The 22,528-nt window shown below is 75.4% G+C and carries 22 protein-coding genes and 5 tRNA genes; 11 read left to right on the top strand and 16 right to left on the bottom strand.

The window, feature by feature from the left end:
* Nucleotides 1-190: 190 nt before the first annotated feature.
* Both IE106_RS23875 and IE106_RS23870 read left to right on the top strand, forming a co-directional pair.
* Nucleotides 191-604, top strand: coding sequence for an SsgA family sporulation/cell division regulator (locus IE106_RS23875; RefSeq protein WP_003959770.1), 414 nt, complete (start codon nt 191-193; stop codon nt 602-604).
* A 262-nt stretch (nt 605-866) separates the two neighbouring features.
* Nucleotides 867-1,427, top strand: coding sequence for a CGNR zinc finger domain-containing protein (locus tag IE106_RS23870; RefSeq protein WP_189537235.1), 561 nt, complete (start codon nt 867-869; stop codon nt 1,425-1,427).
* Nucleotides 1,428-1,632: 205 nt separating this feature from the next.
* Here the strand turns inward: IE106_RS23870 and IE106_RS23865 are convergent, their stop codons facing one another.
* The gene (locus IE106_RS23865) at nt 1,633-1,785 is read right to left on the bottom strand and encodes a hypothetical protein (RefSeq protein WP_189537234.1); all 153 of its coding nucleotides are present in this window, start codon (nt 1,783-1,785) and stop codon (nt 1,633-1,635) included.
* 160 nt (nt 1,786-1,945) lie between these two features.
* A complete protein-coding gene (locus IE106_RS23860; protein ID WP_189537233.1) occupies nt 1,946-2,377 on the bottom strand; it encodes a hypothetical protein in 432 nt (143 codons plus the stop codon).
* A 187-nt stretch (nt 2,378-2,564) separates the two neighbouring features.
* Here IE106_RS23860 and IE106_RS23855 point away from each other — a divergent pair, with 187 nt between their 5' ends.
* Nucleotides 2,565-3,086: a DsbA family protein gene (locus IE106_RS23855; RefSeq protein ID WP_189537232.1), complete on the top strand. Its 522-nt coding sequence runs from the start codon at nt 2,565-2,567 to the stop codon at nt 3,084-3,086.
* 37 nt (nt 3,087-3,123) lie between these two features.
* Here the strand turns inward: IE106_RS23855 and IE106_RS23850 are convergent, their stop codons facing one another.
* The 3 genes from IE106_RS23850 to IE106_RS23840 are packed head-to-tail and all read right to left on the bottom strand — an operon-like array spanning nt 3,124 to nt 5,816.
* Nucleotides 3,124-3,900 (bottom strand): GNAT family N-acetyltransferase, encoded by a 777-nt coding sequence (locus tag IE106_RS23850; RefSeq protein ID WP_189537231.1) that lies wholly within the window; start codon nt 3,898-3,900, stop codon nt 3,124-3,126.
* Nucleotides 3,901-3,942: 42 nt separating this feature from the next.
* Nucleotides 3,943-4,755: an aminotransferase class IV gene (locus tag IE106_RS23845; protein ID WP_189537230.1), complete on the bottom strand. Its 813-nt coding sequence runs from the start codon at nt 4,753-4,755 to the stop codon at nt 3,943-3,945.
* A gap of 2 nt (nt 4,756-4,757) precedes the next feature.
* Complete coding sequence (locus tag IE106_RS23840) at nt 4,758-5,816, bottom strand: chorismate-binding protein (protein WP_189537229.1); 1,059 nt, start codon at nt 5,814-5,816, stop codon at nt 4,758-4,760.
* 202 nt (nt 5,817-6,018) lie between these two features.
* On the opposite strand from IE106_RS23840, the gene IE106_RS23835 reads away from it, so the two are divergent.
* From IE106_RS23835 to IE106_RS23815, 5 genes are all read left to right on the top strand, one after another.
* Nucleotides 6,019-6,091: transfer RNA gene (locus IE106_RS23835), tRNA-Gly, on the top strand.
* Between the two features lie 36 nt (nt 6,092-6,127).
* Nucleotides 6,128-6,201, top strand: a tRNA-Cys gene (locus IE106_RS23830).
* A gap of 1 nt (nt 6,202) precedes the next feature.
* Nucleotides 6,203-6,274, top strand: a tRNA-Val gene (locus IE106_RS23825).
* A gap of 28 nt (nt 6,275-6,302) precedes the next feature.
* Nucleotides 6,303-6,374 (top strand) — tRNA-Val (locus tag IE106_RS23820).
* A 48-nt stretch (nt 6,375-6,422) separates the two neighbouring features.
* Nucleotides 6,423-6,494: transfer RNA gene (locus tag IE106_RS23815), tRNA-Val, on the top strand.
* Nucleotides 6,495-6,725: 231 nt separating this feature from the next.
* Here IE106_RS23815 and IE106_RS23810 read toward each other — a convergent pair.
* Complete coding sequence (locus IE106_RS23810) at nt 6,726-6,935, bottom strand: hypothetical protein (RefSeq protein WP_189537228.1); 210 nt, start codon at nt 6,933-6,935, stop codon at nt 6,726-6,728.
* 593 nt (nt 6,936-7,528) lie between these two features.
* On the opposite strand from IE106_RS23810, the gene IE106_RS23805 reads away from it, so the two are divergent.
* Nucleotides 7,529-8,791: a serine/threonine-protein kinase gene (locus IE106_RS23805; protein WP_189537227.1), complete on the top strand. Its 1,263-nt coding sequence runs from the start codon at nt 7,529-7,531 to the stop codon at nt 8,789-8,791.
* Here the strand turns inward: IE106_RS23805 and IE106_RS23800 are convergent.
* From IE106_RS23800 to IE106_RS23765, 8 genes are all read right to left on the bottom strand, one after another.
* Nucleotides 8,782-9,600 carry a TrmH family RNA methyltransferase gene (locus IE106_RS23800; protein WP_189537226.1) on the bottom strand — a complete coding sequence of 273 codons (819 nt, stop codon included), beginning with the start codon at nt 9,598-9,600 and terminating at the stop codon, nt 8,782-8,784. The two genes, IE106_RS23805 and IE106_RS23800, sit on opposite strands and share 10 nt — an antisense overlap.
* 37 nt (nt 9,601-9,637) lie before the next feature.
* Nucleotides 9,638-10,870, bottom strand: coding sequence for a uroporphyrinogen-III C-methyltransferase (cobA, locus tag IE106_RS23795; protein ID WP_189537225.1), 1,233 nt, complete (start codon nt 10,868-10,870; stop codon nt 9,638-9,640).
* Nucleotides 10,871-11,081: 211 nt separating this feature from the next.
* Entirely contained in the window at nt 11,082-14,930 is a 3,849-nt protein-coding gene (gene cobT, locus IE106_RS23790) for a nicotinate-nucleotide--dimethylbenzimidazole phosphoribosyltransferase (protein ID WP_189537224.1), read from the bottom strand.
* A 308-nt stretch (nt 14,931-15,238) separates the two neighbouring features.
* Entirely contained in the window at nt 15,239-16,453 is a 1,215-nt protein-coding gene (cbiE, locus tag IE106_RS23785) for a precorrin-6y C5,15-methyltransferase (decarboxylating) subunit CbiE (RefSeq protein WP_189537223.1), read from the bottom strand.
* An 85-nt stretch (nt 16,454-16,538) separates the two neighbouring features.
* Nucleotides 16,539-17,174 (bottom strand): GNAT family N-acetyltransferase, encoded by a 636-nt coding sequence (locus tag IE106_RS23780; RefSeq protein ID WP_189537222.1) that lies wholly within the window; start codon nt 17,172-17,174, stop codon nt 16,539-16,541.
* Between the two features lie 143 nt (nt 17,175-17,317).
* Nucleotides 17,318-18,169 carry a MetQ/NlpA family ABC transporter substrate-binding protein gene (locus IE106_RS23775; protein ID WP_189537221.1) on the bottom strand — a complete coding sequence of 284 codons (852 nt, stop codon included), beginning with the start codon at nt 18,167-18,169 and terminating at the stop codon, nt 17,318-17,320.
* Nucleotides 18,170-18,273: 104 nt separating this feature from the next.
* The gene (locus IE106_RS23770; RefSeq protein WP_189537220.1) at nt 18,274-18,945 is read right to left on the bottom strand and encodes a methionine ABC transporter permease; all 672 of its coding nucleotides are present in this window, start codon (nt 18,943-18,945) and stop codon (nt 18,274-18,276) included.
* Complete coding sequence (locus IE106_RS23765; protein ID WP_189537219.1) at nt 18,942-20,039, bottom strand: methionine ABC transporter ATP-binding protein; 1,098 nt, start codon at nt 20,037-20,039, stop codon at nt 18,942-18,944. Before IE106_RS23765 ends, IE106_RS23770 begins: the two co-directional genes overlap by 4 nt.
* Before the next feature lie 554 nt (nt 20,040-20,593).
* On the opposite strand from IE106_RS23765, the gene IE106_RS23760 reads away from it, so the two are divergent.
* Complete coding sequence (locus IE106_RS23760) at nt 20,594-20,956, top strand: hypothetical protein (protein WP_189537218.1); 363 nt, start codon at nt 20,594-20,596, stop codon at nt 20,954-20,956.
* Nucleotide 20,957: 1 nt separating this feature from the next.
* On the top strand, nt 20,958-21,365 hold the full coding sequence (locus IE106_RS23755; RefSeq protein WP_189537217.1) for a hypothetical protein: 408 nt from the start codon (nt 20,958-20,960) through the stop codon (nt 21,363-21,365).
* On the opposite strand, the gene IE106_RS23750 is transcribed toward IE106_RS23755, so the two are convergent.
* Both IE106_RS23750 and IE106_RS23745 read right to left on the bottom strand, forming a co-directional pair.
* A complete protein-coding gene (locus tag IE106_RS23750; protein WP_189537216.1) occupies nt 21,362-21,844 on the bottom strand; it encodes a GNAT family N-acetyltransferase in 483 nt (160 codons plus the stop codon). The genes IE106_RS23755 and IE106_RS23750 overlap by 4 nt on opposite strands.
* A 39-nt stretch (nt 21,845-21,883) precedes the next feature.
* Complete coding sequence (locus tag IE106_RS23745) at nt 21,884-22,450, bottom strand: sigma-70 family RNA polymerase sigma factor (RefSeq protein ID WP_189537215.1); 567 nt, start codon at nt 22,448-22,450, stop codon at nt 21,884-21,886.
* Nucleotides 22,451-22,528: the final 78 nt, after the last annotated feature.

The raw sequence follows: 22,528 nt of genomic DNA, 5'->3' as shown, positions 1-22,528 counted from the left end.
ACTTACCCGACGGCCCGGCCGGGGCGAGTTACCGAAATTGACCTATAACCGGCGGTTACCCGCCGCTGATCGAGGTATCCAATGTGCCCCAAAGCGGACAGAGGGGTTTACAACGGCACCGTAGGTGGGATGTCGATTTCGCCGACGTGCGAATCCCCGAGCGCACACTGAGCGAAAGGCCATGGCGCTTATGAACACCACGGTCAGCTGCGAGCTGCACCTGCGCCTCGTTGTATCGAGCGAGTCCTCACTGCCTGTTCCGGCGGGCCTGCGGTATGACACGGCCGATCCGTATGCCGTGCACGCCACCTTCCACACCGGGGCCGAGGAGACGGTCGAGTGGGTCTTCGCCCGCGATCTTCTCGCCGAGGGGCTGCACCGGCCCACCGGCACCGGCGACGTCAGAGTCTGGCCCTCCCGCAGCCACGGCCAGGGCGTCGTCTGCATCGCTCTCAGCTCCCCGGAGGGCGAGGCCCTGCTCGAGGCTCCGGCGCGGGCCCTGGAGTCGTTCCTCAAGCGGACCGACGCGGCGGTGCCGCCCGGCACCGAACACCGCCACTTCGACCTCGACACGGAGCTCTCGCACATCCTCGCGGAGAGCTGAGCCACACCCAGGAGCCCTCCGGCGCCGTCCGACTCGGGGCGACGGCGCCGGCCACCCTTCCACGGCCTCGGCACGGTGCGTGCGGGGCGGCGGATCGCCGGACAGGGTGGGCGGGCACGCCGTCACCGCGCGTCGTCGCGGCGGCGGCGCGCCCGCGTGCCCGGTCGCGCCCGCCGGGCGTCCGGGGGGCCGCGCGCGCAAGCCGCTAGAGTCGACGGATGCGCGCCGGGCGCCCGCCCGCGGCAGGCCAGGGAGCGGAAGCGTGCTGATCCCCCACGACACCCGGATCGCCCTCGACACCGTCGTCGACCTGATGAACACCGCGCCGGAGGGCGGCCGCGGCGAGACCCTCGGGGACGTACCGTCGCTGTACGCGTTCGTGGAGGGCCACCAGGTGAGCGGGGTCGGCGAGCTGGGACCGCGGGACCTGCGGGCCGTGCAGGAGGTACGGGACCGGTTCGCCCAGGTGTTCGCCGCGCCCGACGCGCGGACGGCGGCCGGCCTGATCAACCAGCTGGTCGCCGCGGCCGGCACCACGCCGCAGCTGACCGACCACGACGGCTACGACTGGCACGTCCACTACTTCGCCCCCGGCGCCTCGGTCGCCGACCACCTCGCCGCCGACTGCGGCATGGCCCTCGCGTTCATCCTCGTGGCGGGCGAGCGGGAGCGGCTGCGCCGGTGCGAGGCGCCGGACTGCGGGCGGGCCTTCGTGGACCTGTCCCGCAACCGGTCGCGGCGCTACTGCGACAGCCGCACCTGCGGCAACCGGCTGCACGTGGCGGCGTACCGGGCGCGGCGCAAGGACGCGGCGTCCGGCTGACCGGCCGAAGGCACCCCCGGCCGGCCCGCGGCCGACGGGGCCGGAGCACGGGGAGGAACGCTTCCCCCGGTGCCGCGCGCGGAGCCGGAGGGGCCCGCGGGCGCCGGGAGGGCGGTCGCGCGGGCGCGGGGCGCCGGGCACGCTCCTCCCCCGGCGCCCGCCGGGAGCGGCCCGGAGGCGGAGCGGGCCGAGGAGGGGGAGCCGCTCACAACAGGAAGAGGTCGTGCACCGACGCCATCAGGAGGAGGACGCCGATCACCGCCAGGAAGATCATGAGCGGTGGCTGGGAGAGCGCGAACAGGCAGCCGCGCGGTTCTTCGGTGGGGGCGGGGTTCTGCTCCCGCGAGGTATCGAGCATCTCGGGGCAGATCATGGCGCAGCCGGTGTGCCGCCCTTCACCCAACAGGACCGGCAAACAGGGGCAGTTCACCGCATAGTTCGACCGACCGCCACCGCTCCGCCGCCCACCGCCACCCTTCGCGCCACCCTTCGCCGTCCCCCGTGGGGGTGAGCGGCGGTCAGATGCCGTGCTTCTTCAGGATGGCCTCGATGTCGCTGAAGTCGTCGGCGGGCGCGCTGCTGCCCGTACGCCCCTCCCCCGCGGCCGGCGCCGGCCGCGCGGCCGGCGGCGCCACCGCGTCCGGCTGCCGTGCCCCCACCGTCCGGCGCTCCCGGCGCGTGCCGCGCCCCCCGCCCCGGCGCCGCTCGACGGCCCGCGTGCCGGCGAACACCAGCCACGACGCCCCGAGCAGCCCGAACCCGGTCCACGCCACGGGGCTGAACGCCGTGCCGGCCAGCCACTCGACGGCGCCGGTCAGCACCAGGCCGAGGGGGACCAGCGCGTAGGCCGCGACGCGGGCCGCGGCGAGGAACCGCCTGCGGTACGCCGTGAGCGCCGCGATGCCCAACCCCGCCGCGGCCGCCGCGGAACAGATCGTCTCGGCAAGCATCCGGTCCTCCAGCCCTGGGGGTGTCGTCCCTCCCATCCTGCATCGACCGGACGTGCGGTGGCCACGGCTCCGGCGGCGCGGCGGGCCGTCTCCGGGAGATCTCCGGGGCGGTCTCCTCCTCAGGTCCCGGTCGCGGCGGCGGCCGTCCCGGTTGGGGCGGCGGTGACCGGGCTGGGAGACTGGCCCCATGAACGACTCCACCACCGACCCCACCACCCCACCCGTCGTCCTGGACGTCTGGTGCGAGCTGCAGTGCCCCGACTGCCGGACCGCGCTGGAGGACCTGCGGGCCCTGCGGGACCACTACGGCGACCGGCTGGAGGTGCGGCTGCGCCACTTCCCGCTGGAGAAGCACCCGCACGCCTACGCCGCCGCACAGGCCGCCGAGGAGGCCCTGGCCCAGGGCAAGGGCTGGCCGTACGCGGAGGAGGTCCTGGCGCGCGTGGAGGAGCTGGACGCGAAGGGCGAGGCGTTCCTGCTGGAGGTCGCGCGCGGCCTGGGCCTGGACGACGAGGAGTTCGACACGGCGCTCGTCGACGGGCGGCACCTGCTGGCGGTCGACGCCGACCAGGCCGAGGGCAAGGCCATCGGCGTCACCGGCACGCCCACGTACGTGATCGGCGGCGAGCGCCTGGACGGCGGCAAGAGCCAGGAGGGCCTGCGCGCCCGCGTCGAGGAGATCGTCGACCGCCTGCTGGCCGGGCGCTGACCCGCCGCCGGGGCCGGGCCGCGCGGTCCGGCCCCGTTCAGTACAGGGCCTTTTCGTAGTCCGAGGACAGCAGCCGGTAGCCGAGCGACGCGTACAGGGAGCGGGCCGCGGTGTTGGCGGGGTCCACGCGGAGGGCGAGGCGGTCGCCGCCCCCGGCGCGTACGAGGCCCTCGGCGAAGTGCATCAGCGCCCGGCCGTGGCCCCTGCGGCGCTCGCCCTCGACGACCTCGATCTCCCACACGTACGGCACCCGCTCCCCCGCCGGCAGGTCGCGCCGGCCCGTCCACAGGTGGCCGATCCGCACCCCGTCCCGTACGGCGACGTGGAGGTGGGTGCCCGCGGTGGCCGGGCCGTCGGGGAGCAGCGCGGCGCGGCCCGGGTCGGCGGCGATCCAGCGGGCGGACTCCGCCTCCGTCATGGGGCGGACCTCCAGCCCGGCCGGGGGCGGCGGGGCCGGCTCGGCGGAGCCGAGGTCCTTGACCAGGACGTGGCCGTTCTCGGTGTACCCGAGGGCCGTGGCGAGGCGCAGGGCGGTGGGGGCGCCGGCGGGCACGGAGACCCGTATCCGGTCGCAGCGCCAGCCCCGCAGCACCTCCTCGGCGGCGAGCGCGGCGACGGTGCCCCGGCCGCGGCCGCGGTCCGCCTCGTCGACGCGCAGGTCGCTGATCGTGCCGAGGGGGCGGCCGCGCGCGCGGAGCGTGCCGACCCGGACGACGCCCACGGGGCGGCTGTTGACGCACACCTCGTAGGAGCGCGACAGGGTGCCGTCGTCGGCCTGCTGGAGCGGCCCGGTCGGCCGCAGGGTGGTGGTCATCGCCGGTCTCCTACCCACCACGCGCCCCGGGCCATCACCGGGTCACAGCAGGGCGGCCCGCTCCGCGAAGACGCGCATCGCCTTGGCCGTGACCGGGCCGGGCGCGGACGCCGGCTCGCGGTCGTCGACGCGGTGGACGGCCTGGACGTCGCGGAGCGTGGAGGTCAGGAAGATCTCGTCGGCGGTGCGCAGCACGTCCAGGGGGAGGTCCGTCTCCTGGGCGCCGGTCCACTCGATGACCAGGTGGCGGGTGATGCCCGCGAGGCAGCCCGAGGCGAGCGGCGGGGTGTGGATCCGGCCGTCGAGGACGACGAAGACGTTGGATCCGGTGCCCTCGCAGAGCCGGCCGGCGGTGTTGGCGAACAGCGCCTCCGACGCGCCCTGCCGGTGGGCGTGGGCCAGGGCGACGACGTTCTCCGCGTACGAGGTGGTCTTGAGGCCGGTGAGGGCGCCGCGCTCGTTGCGGGTCCAGGGGACGGTGACGACGGCCGTGGTGTCGGGCCGGGGCGCGACCTCGCCGAGGGCGACGACGAGGCTCGGGCCGGCGTCGCCCCGGTCGGAGCCGAGCGGGGACAGCCCGCCGGTGTACGTGACGCGGAGCCGGCCGAGCTCCACCGGGTTGGCCTCCACCACGGCGGCGCAGGCGCGGCGCACCTCGTCCAGGTCCGGGTCGGGCAGGCCGAGGCCGCGCGCGGAGCGGACGAGCCGGTCCAGGTGGAGGTCGAGGGCGAACGGCCGGCCGCGGACCGTCTTGAGCGTCTCGAAGACGCCGTCCCCCACGGTCAGGCCGTGGTCCAGGACGGAGATCGTCGCGGCGTCCGCGTCCCGCAGTTCGCCGTTGACCCACAGCTTCATCGTCAGATGGTCCTTCCGCTCGCCTCGTGCGCGCCCGACGCTACCGCGAGGAGCCGCGCCGCCTTCAGTTCGGTCTCCCGCCACTCCCCCTCGGGGTCGGATCCCCAGGTGATGCCCGCGCCGGTGCCGAACCGCAGGACGCCCCCGCGCTCGCGCCGGTCGATCCAGAAGGTGCGGATGCCGACGGCCAGCTCGCCGGTGCGGCGGTCGGCGTCGACCCAGCCGACGCCGCCGCAGTACGGGCCGCGGGGTGCCGTCTCCAGCGCCTCGATGATCCGCAGGGCACTGGACTTGGGGGCGCCGGTGACGGAGCCGGGCGGGAAGGTGGCGGCCAGCAGGCCCGGCCAGCCCTGGGCGGGGGCCAGCTCGCCGCGGACGGTGGAGACGAGGTGGACGAGGCCCGGGTGGGGCTCGACCGCGCAGAGCCTCGGGACGCTGACGGTGCCGGTGGCGCAGACGCGGCCGAGGTCGTTGCGGACCAGGTCGACGATCATCACGTTCTCGGCGTGGTCCTTCTCCAGCAGGTCCTGCGCGGTCCTGCCGGTGCCCTTGATGGGGCCGGACTCGACGGTGCGGCCGTCGCGGCGCAGGTACAGCTCGGGGGAGGCGGTGGCTATCTCCACGCCGTGCGCGGGCAGGCGAATCGTTCCCGCATAGGGGGCGGGGTTGCCGCGGGCCAGGAGCGCGGTGAGGGCGTCCACGTCGGCGGTGGCGGCGGTGCCCGCCGGCAGGGGCGCGGACAGGACGCGGCAGAGGTTGGCCTGGTAGACCTCGCCGGCCGCGATGTGCTCGCGGATGCGGCGCACGCCCGCGACGTACGCGTCGCGGTCGAGCGACGACGTCCAGTCCCCGACGGCGGGCCCGCGCCAGCGGCCCGGCACGGGGGCGGGCACCGGGTCGGGGCGGACGTCACCGAAGCGGGCGCAGGTGAGACGGCCTTCGAAGTCGGCGGCGACGGCCCAGAAGCCGGAGGACTCGAGGGCCTCCGGGTCGCTGGTGACGTCCCGCAGGTCGGTGGCGAGGAGGCCGCCGAAGCGGGCCAGAGGAGCGAGGTCGTGCACGGATGCGAGTGTAGGACGGGGGCGCGCCGGGGCCGTCCGGGCGGGCATGGTCCCAGGTCGGCGCGGGGGCCGCCGGGGTCGCGGCGGCGGGTCGCGGCGGGTGGCGGCGCAGCACGCTGCGGAAACGCGTTTTTGTACTGGCCCGGGAATCCGCTAGAGTTCAACACGTCGCCGGGACGCGCAAGCGGAACGGAAAAGACAGGCGGACGTGGCTCAGTTGGTAGAGCATCACCTTGCCAAGGTGAGGGTCGCGAGTTCGAATCTCGTCGTCCGCTCGAAAGTGGGGGATCTTCCCGACCCCCCGCACTCCTGGTGGAGTGGCCGAGAGGCGAGGCAACGGCCTGCAAAGCCGTCTACACGGGTTCAAATCCCGTCTCCACCTCCAAGGACGATTAGCTCAGCGGGAGAGCGCTTCCCTGACACGGAAGAGGTCACTGGTTCAATCCCAGTATCGTCCACTGAAACCGCTGGTAGCAGTGGTTTCCCGCGCGATTAGCTCAGCGGGAGAGCGCTTCCCTGACACGGAAGAGGTCACTGGTTCAATCCCAGTATCGCGCACGCAGTGCCCGCGGTTCCGCACGTTGTGTGAGGACTCCGTGGTCCCGAGGACGATTAGCTCAGCGGGAGAGCGCTTCCCTGACACGGAAGAGGTCACTGGTTCAATCCCAGTATCGTCCACCGACAGGAGCCCCCGTCCGCCCAGCGCGGACGGGGGCTCCTCGCGTGTGCGCCGGGGCTTCGTCCGTGCGTGAGGCGGGGCGGGTACCACGGGTTCCGGGCACGAAAGAAGTGGCGGCCGGCCAGCTCCCCAGCTGACCGACCGCCACTGCCGTCCGCCGCACCCCCGTCCCCACGGGGTTGGCCGGATGTCGCCGGCCCGGGCCGCTCTCCCGGGCCCGGGGCGCCCGCTCAGCGCCCCAGCATCACGCCCACGGACGACGCCTGTGTCATCACCGCCTCCCAGCCGCCGAACGCGACGACCAGGAGCGTGGCCAGGGGGAGGACCATCGCCGTCGCCACCAGCGGGTGGCGCCGGCCCGACGGGTGGCCGCCGGACGGGGCGAAGACCGCCTTCCGTCCCTGCGTACGGACCATCGTCCGCGGTGCCGTGTCCGCCATGGCTCCTCTCCCCTCTGTCTGCGGCGGCGGGTGTCGGACCTCGGGGGACGAGTGCTGCACCCGCCGCTCGACACCAACCCTAGGGAAACGGGGCAGCCCGGGCGTCATGCCCGCGTACCGATTGACGGGCCTCCTCCAGGAGGAGGCCCCGCCCGGTGGCGTACTCCCCTGGTTGGAGACGGCCGCTCCGTCCTACGGGTCTTCCCGGAGGGGGGGGGCCGCGGGAGCGGGTGGCGTCAGGGGGGCGCGCGGCGCCCGGGTGACATCGCTCACGTGCCCGCCCCGCGTCCGTACGGGCCCGCCCCCCTCCCCCGCGGCACCGGCCGGCGGGGGCCGGCCGGCCCCGGCGGGGCGGACCGGTCCCCCGCGCCAACGCCCTTGCCCACAAAGGATCTTGATTGACCGTCGGGCCCGCCGCCCTGCCTCCGGCGGCACCTGAGACGGGCTCATCTTCCGGTCCCGCGGCCGAGAATCGATCGTGGTGTGAGGGCGCGGCCTATGAGCGCACCCGGGCCCGGGTACGTAAGCTGGGCGGCGTCAGAAGGACCGCGACGGCGGGGTGGGGAGCTCCCCACGGCAGGTAGGGGACGGACATGGCGATGATGCGGCTCCGGCGCGAGGACCCGCGTGTCGTCGGCTCGTTCAGGCTGCACCGGCGGCTCGGCGCGGGCGGGATGGGGGTGGTCTACCTCGGTTCCGACCGGCGCGGGCAGCGGGTGGCGCTGAAGGTGATCCGGCCGGATCTCGCCGAGGACCAGGAGTTCAGGTCGCGCTTCGCGCGCGAGGTGTCCGCCGCGCGGCGGATCCGCGGCGGCTGCACGGCCCGGCTCGTGGCGGCCGACCTGGAGGCCGAGCGCCCCTGGTTCGCCACGCAGTACGTACCGGGGCCCTCGCTCCACGACAAGATCGCCGAGGAGGGGCCGCTGCCCGCGGCCGACGTCGCCGCGATCGGCGCCGCGCTGTCGGAGGGCCTGGTCGCCGTCCACGAGGCGGGCGTCGTGCACCGGGACCTGAAGCCGTCCAACATCCTGCTGTCCCCGAAGGGGCCGCGGATCATCGACTTCGGCATCGCCTGGGCGACCGGCGCGTCCACCCTCACCCACGTCGGCACGGCGGTGGGCTCCCCCGGCTTCCTCGCGCCCGAGCAGGTGCGGGGCGCGGCCGTCACGCCCGCGACGGACGTCTTCGCGCTCGGCGCGACCCTGGCGTACGCGGCGATGGGCGACTCGCCGTTCGGGCACGGCAGCTCCGAGGTGATGCTGTACCGCGTCGTCCACGAGGAGCCCCAGCTGCAGGGCGTCCCCGACGCGCTGGCCCCGCTGGTGCGGGCGTGCCTGGCGAAGGAGCCCGAGGAGCGGCCGAGCACGCTGCAGCTGTCGCTGCGGCTGAAGGAGATCGCCGCGCGGGAGGCGCAGGGGCTGGGCATGGTGGCCCCGCTGGCGGAGGCGCGGCCCGTCGTGCCGCGCCCGGACCGGGCGGAGCGGCTGGAGCGCGCCGACCGGGCCACGGGCGGGCGGCGGGCCGGTCATCCGCCGCCGCGGCCCACGGAGCGGTACACCGAGCGGACCACGCAGGGGCGGGCGCAGCGCACCCCCGCGCCGCGGCCCCGCGGCGCGCAGCCGGTGCCGTCCAGGGGCGGCGGGGCACGGGGCCGGCGGCACCCCTCGCAGCCGGGCGTCCGGCCCGGTCCGCGCACCGGGCCGCGCCGGACCGGGACGGGCACGGGGCCGGGGACCTCGTCGGGCCTGCGGCGGCCCGCCAACCCGCGGCTGCTGCGTCAGCGGCTGTTCGTGTTCGTCGTGGTGACGCTGATCGTGCTGCTCGGCATCGCCGGGGCGCAGGCCCTTCAGGGCTGAGGGCGGCCCGCCGTCACGGCGTAGAACGCGACGGCCGCCGCGGCGCCCACGTTCAGCGAGTCGACGCCGTGCGACATCGGGATGCGCACCCGCGCGTCGGCCGCGCGCAGGGCCCGCGCCGACAGCCCCTCGCCCTCGGCGCCCAGCATCAGCGCCACCCGCTCCAGACGGTGCGGGGCCTCCTCGTCGAGGGCGGTCGCCGTCGCGTCGGGCGTCAGCGCCAGCAGCCGGAAGCCCGCCTCCCGCACCGCCCCCAGGTCGTGCGGCCAGCTGTCGAGGCGGGCGTACGGGACGGAGAAGACCGCGCCCATCGACACCTTCACCGAGCGCCGGTACAGCGGGTCGGCGCAGTCCGGGGACAGCAGGACCGCGTCCATGCCGAGGGCTGCGGCGCTGCGGAAGATGGCGCCGATGTTGGTGTGGTCGTTGACGGACTCCATGACGGCCACCCGGCGGGCCGTCGCGAGCAGGTCCCGGGCCGCGGGCAGCGGCTCGCGGCGCATGGAGGCCAGCGCGCCGCGGTGGACGTGGTAGCCGGTGACCCGCTCGGCGAGGTCCGGCTCCACCACGTACACCGGTGCGGGGACGCCGTCGATGACGTCCCGCATGGCGTCGACCCACTTCGCGGAGAGCAGCATCGACCGCATCCCGTACCCGGCGTGGAGGGCGCGGCGGATGACCTTCTCGCCCTCGGCGATGAACAGGCCCTCCTCCGGTTCGCGGCGGCGGCGCAGCTCCACGTCGGTGAGGCCCGTGTAGTCGTGCAGGCGCGGGTCGTCGGGGTCGTTGACGGTGAGGAGTTCTGCCACGGGAGCTGTCGCCTTGTCGGAGGTGCGGGTGGGGGGGTCAGCGCCGGTGCCCGTCCGGGGCCTCGCGGACCACGGGGCCGATCACGATGACGGCGGGCGGGCGGACGTCCTCGGCCCGTACCCTCTCCGCGACCGTGGCCAGCGTCGCGTCCACGCGGCGCTGGGCCGCGGTCGTGCCCTCCTGGACGAGGGCGAGGGGCGTGGCCGGGTCCTTGCCGTGGGCGACCAGCGCCTCCGCGATCTTGCCGATCTTGTCCACGCCCATGAGGATCACGAGCGTGCCGCGCAGCTTCGCCAGGGACGCCCAGTCGACGAGGGAGCGCGGGTCGTCGGGGGCGACGTGGCCGCTGACCACGGTGAACTCGTGGGCGACACCGCGGTGGGTGACCGGGATGCCGGCGGCGCCGGGGACGGAGATGGAGCTGGAGATGCCGGGGACGACGGTGCAGGGGATGCCCGCCTCGGCCAGCGCCTGCGCCTCCTCCATGCCGCGGCCGAACACGAACGGGTCGCCGCCCTTGAGGCGGACCACGGACCTGCCCCGCCGGGCGTGCTCGATCAGCGCGTCGTTGATGGCCTCCTGGGCCATGTACCGGCCGTAGGGGATCTTCGCCGCGTCGATCACCTCGACGTGCGGCGGCAGTTCGTCGAGCAGGTCGCGCGGGCCCAGCCGGTCGGCGATCACCACGTCCGCCTCGGCGAGGAGCCGGCGGCCGCGCACGGTGATGAGGTCCGGATCGCCCGGGCCGCCGCCGACGAGGGCGACGAACGGGGCGCGGGAGCGGTGCTGGGGCGCGGCGAGGGTGCCGTCGCGCAGGCCCTCGACGATCGCGTCGCGCACGGCGGCCGAGCGGCGCGGGTCGTTGCCGGTGAGGACGGCGACGGTGACGCCTTCGATCCTGCCGGTCGCCGGGGTCCAGGCGGTGGCGGCCTCGGCGTCGTCGGAGCGTACGCACCAGGTCCTGGTCCGCTCGGCCTCGGCGGACGCGCGGGCGTTGGCCTCCGGATCGGTGGTCGCGACGAGCACGTACCAGGCGTCGGCGAGGTCCCCCTCCTCGTACCGGCGGCGTTCCCAGCGGATCTCGCCGGTCTCGGCCATGGCCTCCACCGACGCCGTGGCGGACGGCGAGACGAGGGTGACGTCGGCGCCCGCGGCGATGAGCGCCGGGAGCCGGCGCTGGGCCACCTGGCCGCCGCCGATGACGACGACACGGCGCCCGGAGAGGCGAAGTCCGACGGGGTAGGCGGGCTGCTCGGCGTTCTCGACCATGGCGGTGTGGTCTCCTCGGCGGATGGTGCGGGGCGGGGCCACTGCGACGGTGAAGTGGCTGGTGAGGCGGGGGGTGCGCTGGCGACCACGATACGGGGCGGGGACACCGGCACTCGGGGCCGGGCGCGTTGCGATCGTCACGCCGCGGCCGGTCCGTCGGGGTGACGGGCCGGCCGCGGGGACGTGCGGGCACGGGCGCCCGGCGGGGCCGCTACTTCTCGGTGACGCCCGCCGAGTCGAACGTCGCCACCTCGTGCATGGCGCGGGCCGCGCTCTGGACCAGCGGCAGGGCCAGCAGGGCGCCGGTGCCCTCGCCGAGGCGGAGGTCCAGGTCGACGAGCGGGCGCAGGCCCAGCTTGCCCAGCGCCGCCATGTGGCCGGGCTCGGCGCTGCGGTGGCCGGCGATGCACGCGGCGAGCGACTCCGGCGCGATGGCGCGGGCCACCAGGGCGGCCGCGCCGGCGCTGACGCCGTCGAGGACGACCGGGGTGCGCAGCGACGCCCCGCCGAGGATGAAGCCGACCATCGCGGCGTGCTCCAGGCCGCCGACCGCGCCCAGCACGCCGATCGGGTCGGCCGGGTCCGGCTGGTGGAGGTCGAGGGCGCGGCGGACGACGTCGACCTTCCGGGCGTGCATCTCGTCGTTGATGCCCGTGCCGCGGCCGGTGACCTCGGCCGGGTCGACGCCCGTGTAGACGGAGATCAGCGCGGCGGACGCGGTGGTGTTGGCGATGCCCATCTCGCCGGTGAGGATCGCCTTGTTGCCGGCGGCGACGAGGTCGCGGGCGGTCTCGATGCCGACCTCGACCGCGGCGAGGACCTCGTCGCGGGTGAGGGCGGGACCGGTGGTGAAGTCCGCCGTGCCGGCGCGCACCTTGCGGGGCAGCAGGCCCGGGGTGGCGGGGAGTTCGGCGGCGACGCCGACGTCGACGACGCAGACCTCGGCGCCGACCTGGTTGGCGAAGGCGTTGCAGACGGCGCCGCCGCCGAGGAAGTTGGCGACCATCTGCGCCGTCACCTCCTGCGGCCAGACCGTGACGCCCTGGGCGTGCACCCCGTGGTCCCCGGCGAAGATCGCCACCGCGGCGGGCTCGGGGATGGGCGGCGGGCAGGCCCGGGACAGGCCGCACAGCTGCGCGGAGATGATCTCCAGCATGCCGAGCGCGCCGGCCGGCTTCGTCATGCGCTTCTGGCGCTCCCACGCCTCGCCGAGCGCCTTGGCGTCCAGCGGGCGGATGTTGGCGACGGTCTCCTGGAGGAGGTCGTGCGGCTCCTCGCCGGGCAGGGCGCGGCGGCCGTACGTCTCCTCGTGGACGACCCACGACAGGGGGCGCCTCTTCGACCAGCCCGCCTGCATCAGCTCCGGCTCCTCGGGGAACTCGTCGACGTAGCCGACGCACAGGTAGGCGACGACTTCGAGGTGCTCGGGCAGGCCGAGGGCGCGGACCATCTCGCGCTCGTCGAAGAAGCTGACCCAGCCGACGCCGAGGCCCTCGGCGCGGGCGGCGAGCCACAGGTTCTCCACCGCGAGCGCGGAGGAGTACGGGGCCATCTGCGGCTGCGTGTGGCGGCCGAGGGTGTGGCGGCCGCCGCGGGTCGGGTCGGCGGTGACGACGATGTTCACCGGGGTGTCGAGGATGGCCTCGATCTTCAGTTCCTTGAACTGCTTCGCCCGGCCCTTGGGCAGCGACCTGGCGTACGCCTCGCGCTGGCGCTGGGCGAGTTCGTGCATCGTGCGGCGCGTCTCGGCGGAGCGGATGACGACGAAGTCCCACGGCTGGGAGTGGCCCACGGAGGGCGCCGTGTGGGCGGCCTCCAGGACGCGCAGCAGGACCTCGTGCGGGACGGGGTCGCTGCGGAAGCCGTGGCGGATGTCCCGCCGCTCCCGCATGACCCGCAGGATCGCCTCCCGCTCGTCGTCGGCGTAGCCGGGGGCGGGGGGACCGGCGGGGGCGGCCGGGGCCTCGACGGCTTGGACCTCGGCGGCCGGGGCCTCGGCGCCGGCGGCCGGGGCCTCCTGGGCCCCGTCGGCCTGGGGGGCCGGGGCGGCCGCGTCGGCGGCGGGGGCCGCGTCGGCGGGCGCGCCTTCGGCGGGGGCCTGGGCGGGCGCCGCGTCGGCGGGGACCGGCTCGGCGGGGACGGAACCGGTGGACGGCGTACCGGCGGGCGTGCCGTCCTCGGCGACGGGTCCGGCGGGGGCTTCCCCGGCGGGGGCCGCCGGGGCGGGCTCCGCTCCGGCCGGGACGACCGGCTCGGCGGGCGCCTCCTCGGGCGCGCCGGCGGCGGTCGGCACCTGCTCGGCCGGTGCCTGCTCGGCCGGTGCCTCGGCCGGTACCTGGGCGGCCGGTGCCTCGGCGGGCGCGGGGGACGCCGCGTCGGCCGCGGACCCGGCGGGCGCCTCCGTGTCGGAGGGAGCGGCCGCGGCGGGCGTGCCGTCGGCGGCCGGGACCTGGGCGGGCGCGTCGGCGGCGGGAGCCTGCGCCGACGGGGCCGCCTCCGGAGCGGCCTCGGCCGGTGCCTGGGCGGGCGCCGCGTCGGCCACCGGGCCTGCGGGCGCCGGTTCGGCGGGCAGCTGGGGAGCCGTGTCGTCGGGAGCCGCGGGAGCGGCGGGCGCCGCCTCGGTCACGGGCGCGGCGGCCGGCTCCGGGGCGGGCGGAGCGGCGGCCACCTGCTCGGCGGGCAGCTGCGCGGCCGGCTCTGCGGGGGCCGCCGCGGTGGGCGCGGCCTCCGGGGTGGCGGAGGGGTCGGCGGCCACCGGCTCGGGCGCCGCCGCCGCGGTGGGCGCGGCCTCCGCCGCCTGGGGCTCGGCCGGTGCGGCGGGCTCGGCGGGTACCGCAGGCTCGGCCGGCGTGGCGGGCTCGGCCGGTACCGCAGGCTCGGCGGGCTCGGCCGGTACGGCAGGCTCAGCCGGTACCGCAGGCTCGGCGGGCTCGGCCGGTACGGCGGGCTCAGCCGGTACCGCAGGCTCGGCGGGCTCGGCCGGTACGGCAGGCTCAGCCGGTACGGCAGGGGTGGCGGGCTCGGCCGGGGCCTGCGCCGTGGGTGCCGGTGCGGCGACCGGCTCGGCGGTCGCCGGGTGGGCGGCGGCCGGGGCCGCCTCGGGGGCGGGCGCGTCGGCGGGCCACACCGGTGCGGCGTCCTGGGCGGGGGCGGCCGCCTCCTGGGCCGGGACGCCGTGCGCGGGCACCTGCTCCGGGGACGGGGCGGGCGCCCCGGGGACCTGGGCCGGTACCGGCTCCGGGGCGGCCGTCGCCTGCTCGGCGGGGACCTGGGCGGGCGCCGGCTGGGCTACCGGGACGCCGTGGGCGGGGGTGGCCTGCGCCGGGACGTGGGGCTGCGGCTGCGGCGCGCCGTGGCGGGGGGACGGGACCGAGGGCTGCGCCGGGGCGGGGTGCGGGGCCGCCGGGGCCGCGCCCTCCGCCGGGACGGACCCGCCCGTCGCCTCCGCGGCGGCGGGCTGCTGCGCCCACGGCTGCGCGCCCTGCGCCGCCGAGCCGGGCACGTCCAGGTACTCGGTGCCGAGGGTCGGCGGGCCCTGGACGGCCGGCGCGGGGGCGGCCGGCACGGGGGCGGGGCCGCGGTCGGCGAGCGAACGGACGACACCGCCCGTGTCGGGCATGGGCGGGCCCATGTGCAGGGGCCGCCGCGGGGCCTGCTGCGGCACCTGCGCGGGGGCCTGGGCGTGCTGCGGGGCGTACACGGCGCCGTGGCCGTCGGTCCCGAGGTCCTGGCCGCCCGTCTCGTGGGCGCCGGGCTCGTGGTGGGCCGGCTCGTACACGGGGGCGGTACCTTCCTGGGGGGCGAGCGGGTCGTACGCGCCGTGCTCGGCGGCCGGCGCCTGCGGCGTCGGCACGGTGACGGGCGGGGCCGGGGCGACACCGGACTGCGGCTCCGTCCAGGCGCCCTGGGCGCCCGGCATCAGGAGCAGATCGTCGTCGTCGGCGCCTGTGCCGGAGGGGTCGAGGAAGGTGTACGCGTCCGGGGCGGGCATGCCCGGCTGCTCCACCATGCCTGCGTTCTCGGGCTGTCCCTCGCCCGGGACCTGGCCGGTGTCAGTCATGCGTACCCCTCGCCCATCGGTTGTGCTCCTTCAGACTTCCGCCCGCCATCGACAACGAGCGTGCGCGCCGCGCGGCACGAACGGCGAGCGGACATCCAGCATTCTCGCCGCGTTCGCGCCCCGTGGCAGTGGCTTCCGCCACGGGCGGCTGTGGACTGCGCCACGTCGCGCGTCCCCCCTGTGGTGTTCCCCCACGCGGCACCCCCGAGGGGGGACGCCTCCTGACGGGTGTTGACGAACAAAACGCCGACATACCCGGCTGTGGTGGAACGGTCGGCCAGCCTACCTGGCCTTCCGTAGCGAGGGGATCACGGGGCGGGTCTGCGTCCGGTGATGAGGAAGGCCACCGAGCGGTCGCGTTCGGACCAGGCGGCGGGGTCGAGGTCGACGGACTGCAGGAGGACGCATTCGACGGTGTAGCCGCCGGCGGCGAGGGCCGCGCCGGCGGCCTCGGCCTCGTCGCGGGTGCCGGCGTGCGTGACGATCCGCTCGGGGCGGCGGTCGGCGCAGGCGGCGACGACCTCCGCTCCCCCGCCGCCGACGCGTACGACATCGGGTTCGGGGAGGCGTTCCAGGACGTGGGGGGCGCGGCCGGCGACGGCCTGGAGCTGGACGCCGAAGCGGCGGGCGGCGGCCTCGGCGCGACCGCAGGCGTCCGGGTCGAGGTCGACGGCGATGACGGCGGCGCCGAACCGGGCGGCCTCGGCGGCGAAGGCGCCGGAACCGGTGCCGACGTCCCAGACGAGGTCGCCGACGCGGGGGCCGAGGCGGGCGAGCTGGGCGGCGCGCAGGACGGGCGCCTCGCCGGTGCGCGGCGCGGCGGGGGCGGGCTCGTCGTACGCCCCGGGGCTCAGGCCCCAGCCGCGTACCGGGCCGGGGTCGGGGCCCATGAGCCAACCGCCCGCGGCGGGGGCGGGGACGGAGCCGCCGATGGACAGGACGACGTTGGGGTCGCGCCAGCCGAGGTCGGCGGCCTTGTCGGAGGTGAGGACGGTGACCTGTTCGCGTTCGGTGCCGAGGGCCTCGCAGATGACGAAGGTGCGGTGGACCCCGTCGAGCATGAGGGCGAGTTCGGCGGGGCCGGCGCCCGGGGAGGTGAGGACGGCGACCTTGGGGTGGGCGCGGCAGACGTTCACGGCGCGGCGCAGCGTGCGGGTGTGGGCGACGACGACGCGGGCGTCGTCCCAGGGCATGCCGGCGCGGGCGAAGGCGGCGGCGACGGAGGAGACGGCGGGGACGACCTCGACCTCCAGGCCGTGCCGGGGGTCGCGCAGGGTGCGGACGACGCCGAAGAAGCCGGGGTCGCCGTCGGCGAGGACGACGGCCGTGCCGCGGTGTCCGGCGATGCGGCGGGCGGCGAGGTCGACGCTGCCGAGGCGGATCCGCTCGGCCCGCGGGGGGACCTCCGGGAGCGCGAGGTGGTGGGCGGCCCCGGCGACGAGGGTGGCGGCCGAGAGGGCGGACCGCGCGGCGGCGGTGAGGGGGGAGCCGTCCCATCCGATCACCGTGACCCGGTCGGCCATCTTCGTCTGTCTCCCTGGGGTGTCGGTGCAGGTCGGGGCTGCCGTGAGCGTACCGGGAAGCGGGGCGCCCCGGCGGACGGCGGGGTCAGTTCCAGTCGGGGTACGAGGGGTGGCCGGTGCGGGCGTAGGGGCCGTCGGCGCCTTCCAGGTCCTCGGGAAGCAGGCTCCAGACGATCAGGTCGGTCCGGGTCTCGGCCCAGGTCCCGTCCTCCGCCTGGGCGCGGGCTATCCAGGCGCTGCGCAGGACGCCCTCGCTGAGGCAGCCGATCTTCTGGGCGACCTGCTGGGAGGCGGTGTTGCCGGCGGCGGTGCGCAGTTCGAGGCGTTCGAAGCGCTGCTCGCGGAAGAGCCAGCGGGCGACGGCGAGGACGGATTCGGTGGCGTAGCCCTCGCCGCGGGCCCAGGAGGCGGTGATGTAGGCGATCTCGGTGGAGCGGGTGCGCCAGTCGGTGTGGCGGAGGTGGACGGTGCCGACGAGGCGCTGGGTGAGGAACTCGGTGACGGCCAGGGCGAGTCCGCGGCCGCTGGTGCGCTCGGCGGGGGCGGCCCGGTGGACCCACTCCTCGGCGTGGGCGGTGGTGTAGGGGTGGGGCGCGGAGGTCCAGGCGACGACGAGTTCGTCGTTCATCATCTCCGTGTGGGCGGGGATGTCCGTGTCGTCGTAGGGGCGCAGCACCAACCGTTCCGTGCTGATGGAGACGTCCGGAAAGGTGGTGGTCATGCGCAACTCCATGCCGTTGGCCGGGGACTGTTGGTGAAGGGCCGTGAACGCCCAGCATGCAGCATGAGCAGGTCGCCGCGCAGGGTGGGACGGCAAGGGCCCCGCGCACCGGGTGGTGCGCGGGGCCCTGGGCGGGGCCGTCGTTACTTCGCGGCGCCGAAGGCGGGCACCACGGAGCCCTTGTAGGTGTCCTCGATGTACTTCTTGACCTCGGGCGAGTTGAGCAGCTCGGCGAGCTTCCTCACGCGCGGGTCGTCCTCGTTGCCGTCCTTGACGGCGAGGAAGTTGGCGTACGGGTTGCCCTCGGACTTCTCCAGGGCGAGGGCGTCCTTCGCGGGGGTGAGCTTGGCCTCGATGGCGTAGTTGCCGTTGATGACGGCGGCGTCGACGTCGCTCAGGGCGCGCGGGACGGTGGCGGCCTCCAGCTCCTTGAACTCCAGGCCCTTCTTGTCGGTGATGTCGGAGAGCTTGGCGTCGGCGCCGACCCCCGGCTTGAGGGCGATCAGGCCGTTGTCGGCGAGGAGCTTGAGGGCGCGGCCCTCGTTGGTGGTGTCGTTGGGGACGGCGACGGTCTGGCCGGGCTTGACGTCCTTGAGCGACTTCAGCTTCTGGGAGTAGAGGCCGAGCGGCTCCAGGTGGACGTCGACCACGGGGACGATGGTGGTCTTGTTCTTCTTGTTGAAGTCGTCCAGGTACGGCTTGTGCTGGAAGTAGTTGGCGTCGACCTGGCCGTCCTGCGTGGCGGTGTTGGGCAGGACGTAGTCGGTGAACTCCTTGACCTCCAGCTTGAGGCCGGCCTTCTCGGCGAGGTTGTCCTTGACGTACGTGAGGATGTCGGCGTGCGGCGTCGGGGACGCGGCGACGACGAGCGGCTTGGACGCGTCGTCACCGGAGCCGGAGGCGGCCGGGTCGGAGGCGGTGCCGCAGGCGGTGAGGCCGACGGCGAGGGCGGTGATGCCGGTGAAGGCGGCGAGGGTCTTGATCTGGTTGCGCACGAAGAGTGCCTCTTTCTGGTGTACGGGGACGCCCGGACAAGGAGTGCGGGCTCGTTCTTCGGTGGCGAGCCGTGAGGGTCGCGCGAAGTCTGGTGGGGCGCCGGTCAGGACGCGGTGCGGCCGCGGCGGGCGAGGAGCCGTACGACGCCGTCGCCGAGGAGCTGGACGACGGAGACGACGACGATCAGGATCGCCACGGTGACGAGCATGAACGTGGTGTCGAACCGCTGGTAGCCGTAGGTGATGGCCTTGGAGCCGAGGCCCTCGCCGCCGACCGCGCCGGCCATGGCCGAGTAGCCGATGAGGACGATCACGGTGGTGGTGACGGCGGAGACCAGGGACGGCAGGGCCTGCGGCAGGAGCACCTTGCGGATGATCGTGGGGATGGAGCCGCCCATGGACTGGACGGCTTCGACGAGGCCGTGGTCGACCTCGCGGACGGCGGTCTCGACGAGGCGCGCGAAGAAGGGGATGGCGCCGATGGCGAGGGGGACGATCATCGCGGTCGGGCCGATGAAGGTGCCGACGACGAGCTTGGTGAACGGGATCAGCGCGATCAGCAGGATGATGAACGGCAGCGAGCGGCCGATGTTCACGATGACGCCGACGACCTTGTTGACGGCCGTGTTCTGCAGCAGTCCGCCCTTGTCGGTGAGGACGAGGAGGAGGCCGAGGGGCAGGCCGCCGAGCACGGAGACGACGGTGGCCCACAGGACCATGTAGAGGGTGTCGATGGTGCCCTGGGTGAGCAGGGGCTGCATCTCCGGCCAGGTCACTTGGCGGCCTCCTTGGCGAGCGGCGACGGCGAGGCGGTGCCGGGGGTCGGGACGGTGGTCGGGGCGGCGGTCGTGGCGGTGTTCGTGGCGGCGGGGTCGACGACGGCGACCTGGAGGCCCTGTTCGCGCAGGAAGCCGACGGGGACGACGTTCTCCTCGTAGCGGCCGGGGAGTTCGATGCGCATGCGGCCGATCTGCTTCCCCCCGACGCTGTCCATCGCGGCACCGAGGATCGATATGTCGATGTTGTAGGTGCGGGCCAGCTGGGAGATGACCGGCTGGGTCGCGGCCTCGCCGTGGAAGGTCACGTCGACGACCGTGCGGTCCGGGCCGGTGGCCTGGCCGCTGACCGGGAACAGCTCGCCGGCGAGTTCGGAGCCGGGGGTGGCGAGGAGTTCGGCGACGGTGCCGGACTCGACGACGCGGCCGCTCCTCATCAGCGCGGCGGAGTCGCAGACGGTCTTCACGACGTCCATCTCGTGGGTGATGAGGAGGACGGTCAGGCCGAGCTGCCGGTTCAGGTCGCGCAGCAGCTGGAGGATGGAGCGGGTGGTCTCCGGGTCGAGGGCGCTGGTGGCCTCGTCGGAGAGGAGCACCCTGGGCTCGCCGGCCAGGGCGCGGGCGATGCCGACGCGCTGCTTCTGGCCGCCGGAGAGCTGGCCGGGGTACGCCTTGGCCTTGTCGGCGAGGCCGACGAGGTCGAGGAGTTCGAGGGCGCGGCGGGCGCGCTCGGCGCCGGATACGCCGAGGATCTCCAGGGGCAGTTCGACGTTGTCCTGGACGGTCCGCGAGGACAGCAGGTTGAAGTGCTGGAAGACCATGCCGATGCGGCTGCGGGCGCGGCGCAGGTCCCGGCCCGCGCGCCGGCCGCGTCCGGCCAGGGCGGTGAGGTCGGTGCCGTCGACCGTCACGGTGCCGGAGGTGGGGCGCTCCAGGAGGTTGACGCAGCGGATGAGGGAGGACTTGCCGGCGCCGCTCTGGCCGATGACGCCGAACACCTCGCCTTCGCGGACGTGCAGGTCGACGCCGTCCAGAGCGGTGACCTGGCGGCCGCGCGACTCGTAGACCTTGGTCAGGCCCTTGGTGGTGATCACAGGGTTATCCGTCACTGTCGAGTGCACGGCGCGGTGTCCGCCGGGCACGGGGCATTCGTCATTGCGTCGCGCGGCACGGCTGCCGTGGGGAGGCGTGTGCGCGGGGCGGGCACGCGGTCCGGGGTTCGTTCGTACACGCGGACGCGGCCGACTGCTCTGCCGTCGGGTCTCGCTTCGGGGCGCGAGGCTCGTCAGGGGCCCTCTAGAAGGCGCGCATTCGACACGTACAACGAGCACCGGGCGTCGTGATCGCCTCGGTCGCAAGGGTGCGGGTGCTCGTCGTGGTCATGGCGCCCAGTAAAGCAGACGGGGTCCGGGGGCGAGCGGAGGTGTCCGCATAGCGGACGGGCGGGGGGCGATACGTGGACGGGAGCACACCGGCCCGGCGTGCCGCCTCCTACCGTCCGCACCGGGCTGGCCTGCGGGAACGCGGGGGCGACACGGGGTGCGGGCGGAGGGGCGGCCGGGGGCGGCGCGGGGGCCGCTGTGGTCAAGACCACGTGGGGGGCGGGGGCGGCGGCAGCGGGGGTTTTCGTCCGTAATAGTCTCGGCGCATGCTCAACGCCCTGACGCTCACGGTGTCCCTCGCCGCGCTGGCCCTCGCCGCGTGGTGCGGTTTCGCCGCGTACCGGGACCAGCCGACGAAGGACTGGCACTTCGCCGGCATGGCCGTGGTGACCGTGCTCGCCCTGGCCCAGCTGGTGGTGGGGGTGGTGCGGCTCGCGCAGGGCGACGAGGCGGACGAGGGCACGGCGATCTTCGTGGCGTACCTGCTGGGGGCGCTGTTCGCGCTGCCGGCGGCGGGGTTCATGTCGCTGGTCGAGCGGAGCCGGTGGGGGTCGGCGACGGTCGCGGCCGGGGCGGTGGTCCTGGCCGTGCTGGAGGTGCGCCTCCACGACATCTGGTGGGAGGGCTGAGATGACCGCCGATCGGCTGGTCAAGGGACCCGGCATGCTGCTGGTGTGGCTGTACGGGGTGATGTCGGTCGGCGCGGTGTCGCGCTCCGCGTACCAGATCGCGACCGAGTTCGACCGGGCGCCGCTGGCGTACTCCCTGTCGGCCGTGGCGGCGGTCGTGTACGTCTTCATCACCTACACGCTCGTGCGCGGCGGCGAGACGGCCCGCAGGGCGGCGCTGGTGTGCTGCGCCGCCGAGCTGGTGGGCGTGCTCACCATCGGGACGTGGACGGTGCTCGACCCGGCGGCCTTCCCCGACACCACGGTCTGGTCGGAGTTCGGCTACGGCTACGTGTTCATCCCGGTCCTGCTGCCGGTGACCGGGATCCTGTGGCTGCGCCGCGCCCGCCGGGTCGCCCCGGCCGCCTAGGCGGCCTTCTCCAGCGTGACGAGGGTGAGGCGGGGGCCGACCCGCTCGGTGGCCACCGCCTCGTACCCCTTCCTGCGGTAGAGGCGCAGGTTGCCCTCGCTGCGGTCGCCGGTGAACAGCCGGAAGCGCGTGGCGGCGGCCTCCGCGTCCCGGGCGAAGTGCTCCTCGATGGCGTCGAGGAGGCGGCCGCCGAGACCGTGGCCGCGCAGCCGGGGGTGGACGATGAGCCTGCCGATGCGGGCGGTGCCCGTCTCGTCGGCCTCGCCGCGCACGGAGGCGACGATCTCGTCGCCGAGGCGGGCGACGAGGGCGTGGCCGCGCTCCAGCTCGGCCTTCAGGTCGTCCAGTGGCTGGGTGAGCGGCTCGATCGTGTAGTCGCCGTACAGCTCGGCCTCGTCCTGGTAGCAGAGGTACTGCAGCTTGAGGATCTGTTCGGCATCCTGTGCGCTTGCCGCTGAGATGGTCACGCTCATGCCCATGTGTGCATGCCTCCGGCTCACCTGATACGCCCTGTCGGTCTACCGCACCCTTCCCCGATGGGTGGGGGCGGCAACCCCTGCGGTGAGCATTCTGCGCAAGCATCCCAGGCACCGGGAACGCATCGGCCCCAAACTGCCCTGTGAGATACCCAACTTCCCTGCGATTTCTCGGTACGTGGGGTCGTTCGGCGCCAACATCGCAGACAGCAGCCGCTGGCAGCGGACCGGGGTGCGGCGGACGGCGGCGCGCAGCGCGCGACGGCGTTCGGCCTGCACGGCGGCCCACTCCGGGGCGGGCGCCTGAGCGGACCCGAAGCGGGCGTCGGGGGCGGGCTCGTCGTCGTACGGCAGCTCCCGGACGGCCGTGCGGCGGGCGCGGCGGGCCTCCTCCCGCACGGCACGGCGCAGCCACTCGGCGGGGCGGGCGGGGGCGCCGGGGCCGTCGAGGTGTTCGAGGAGCCTCAGCCAGACGGCCTGCTGGAGGTCGCGGGAGTCGAGGCCCGACGCGGCGGCCTCGGCGTCGGACTCGGCGGCCAGGAGCGGGGCGAGCGCGCCGAACGGTTCGGGGACGGCCGGCGCGTGCGGGGCGGATTCACGGGGCGTCATGCCGGGCACGACTCGCCCCGGGGCGGGCGCGGTTGCCGGACGGGCGGGGATTCACCCGAGGGAGTGACCGCGGGGGCA

It is taken from the genome of Streptomyces roseolilacinus (assembly GCF_014649335.1).
In the GTDB taxonomy this organism is placed as follows: domain Bacteria; phylum Actinomycetota; class Actinomycetes; order Streptomycetales; family Streptomycetaceae; genus Streptomyces; species Streptomyces roseolilacinus.
The sequence above is the reverse complement of the archived record's forward strand: the minus strand, read 5'-3'. Positions and strand labels throughout refer to the sequence as shown.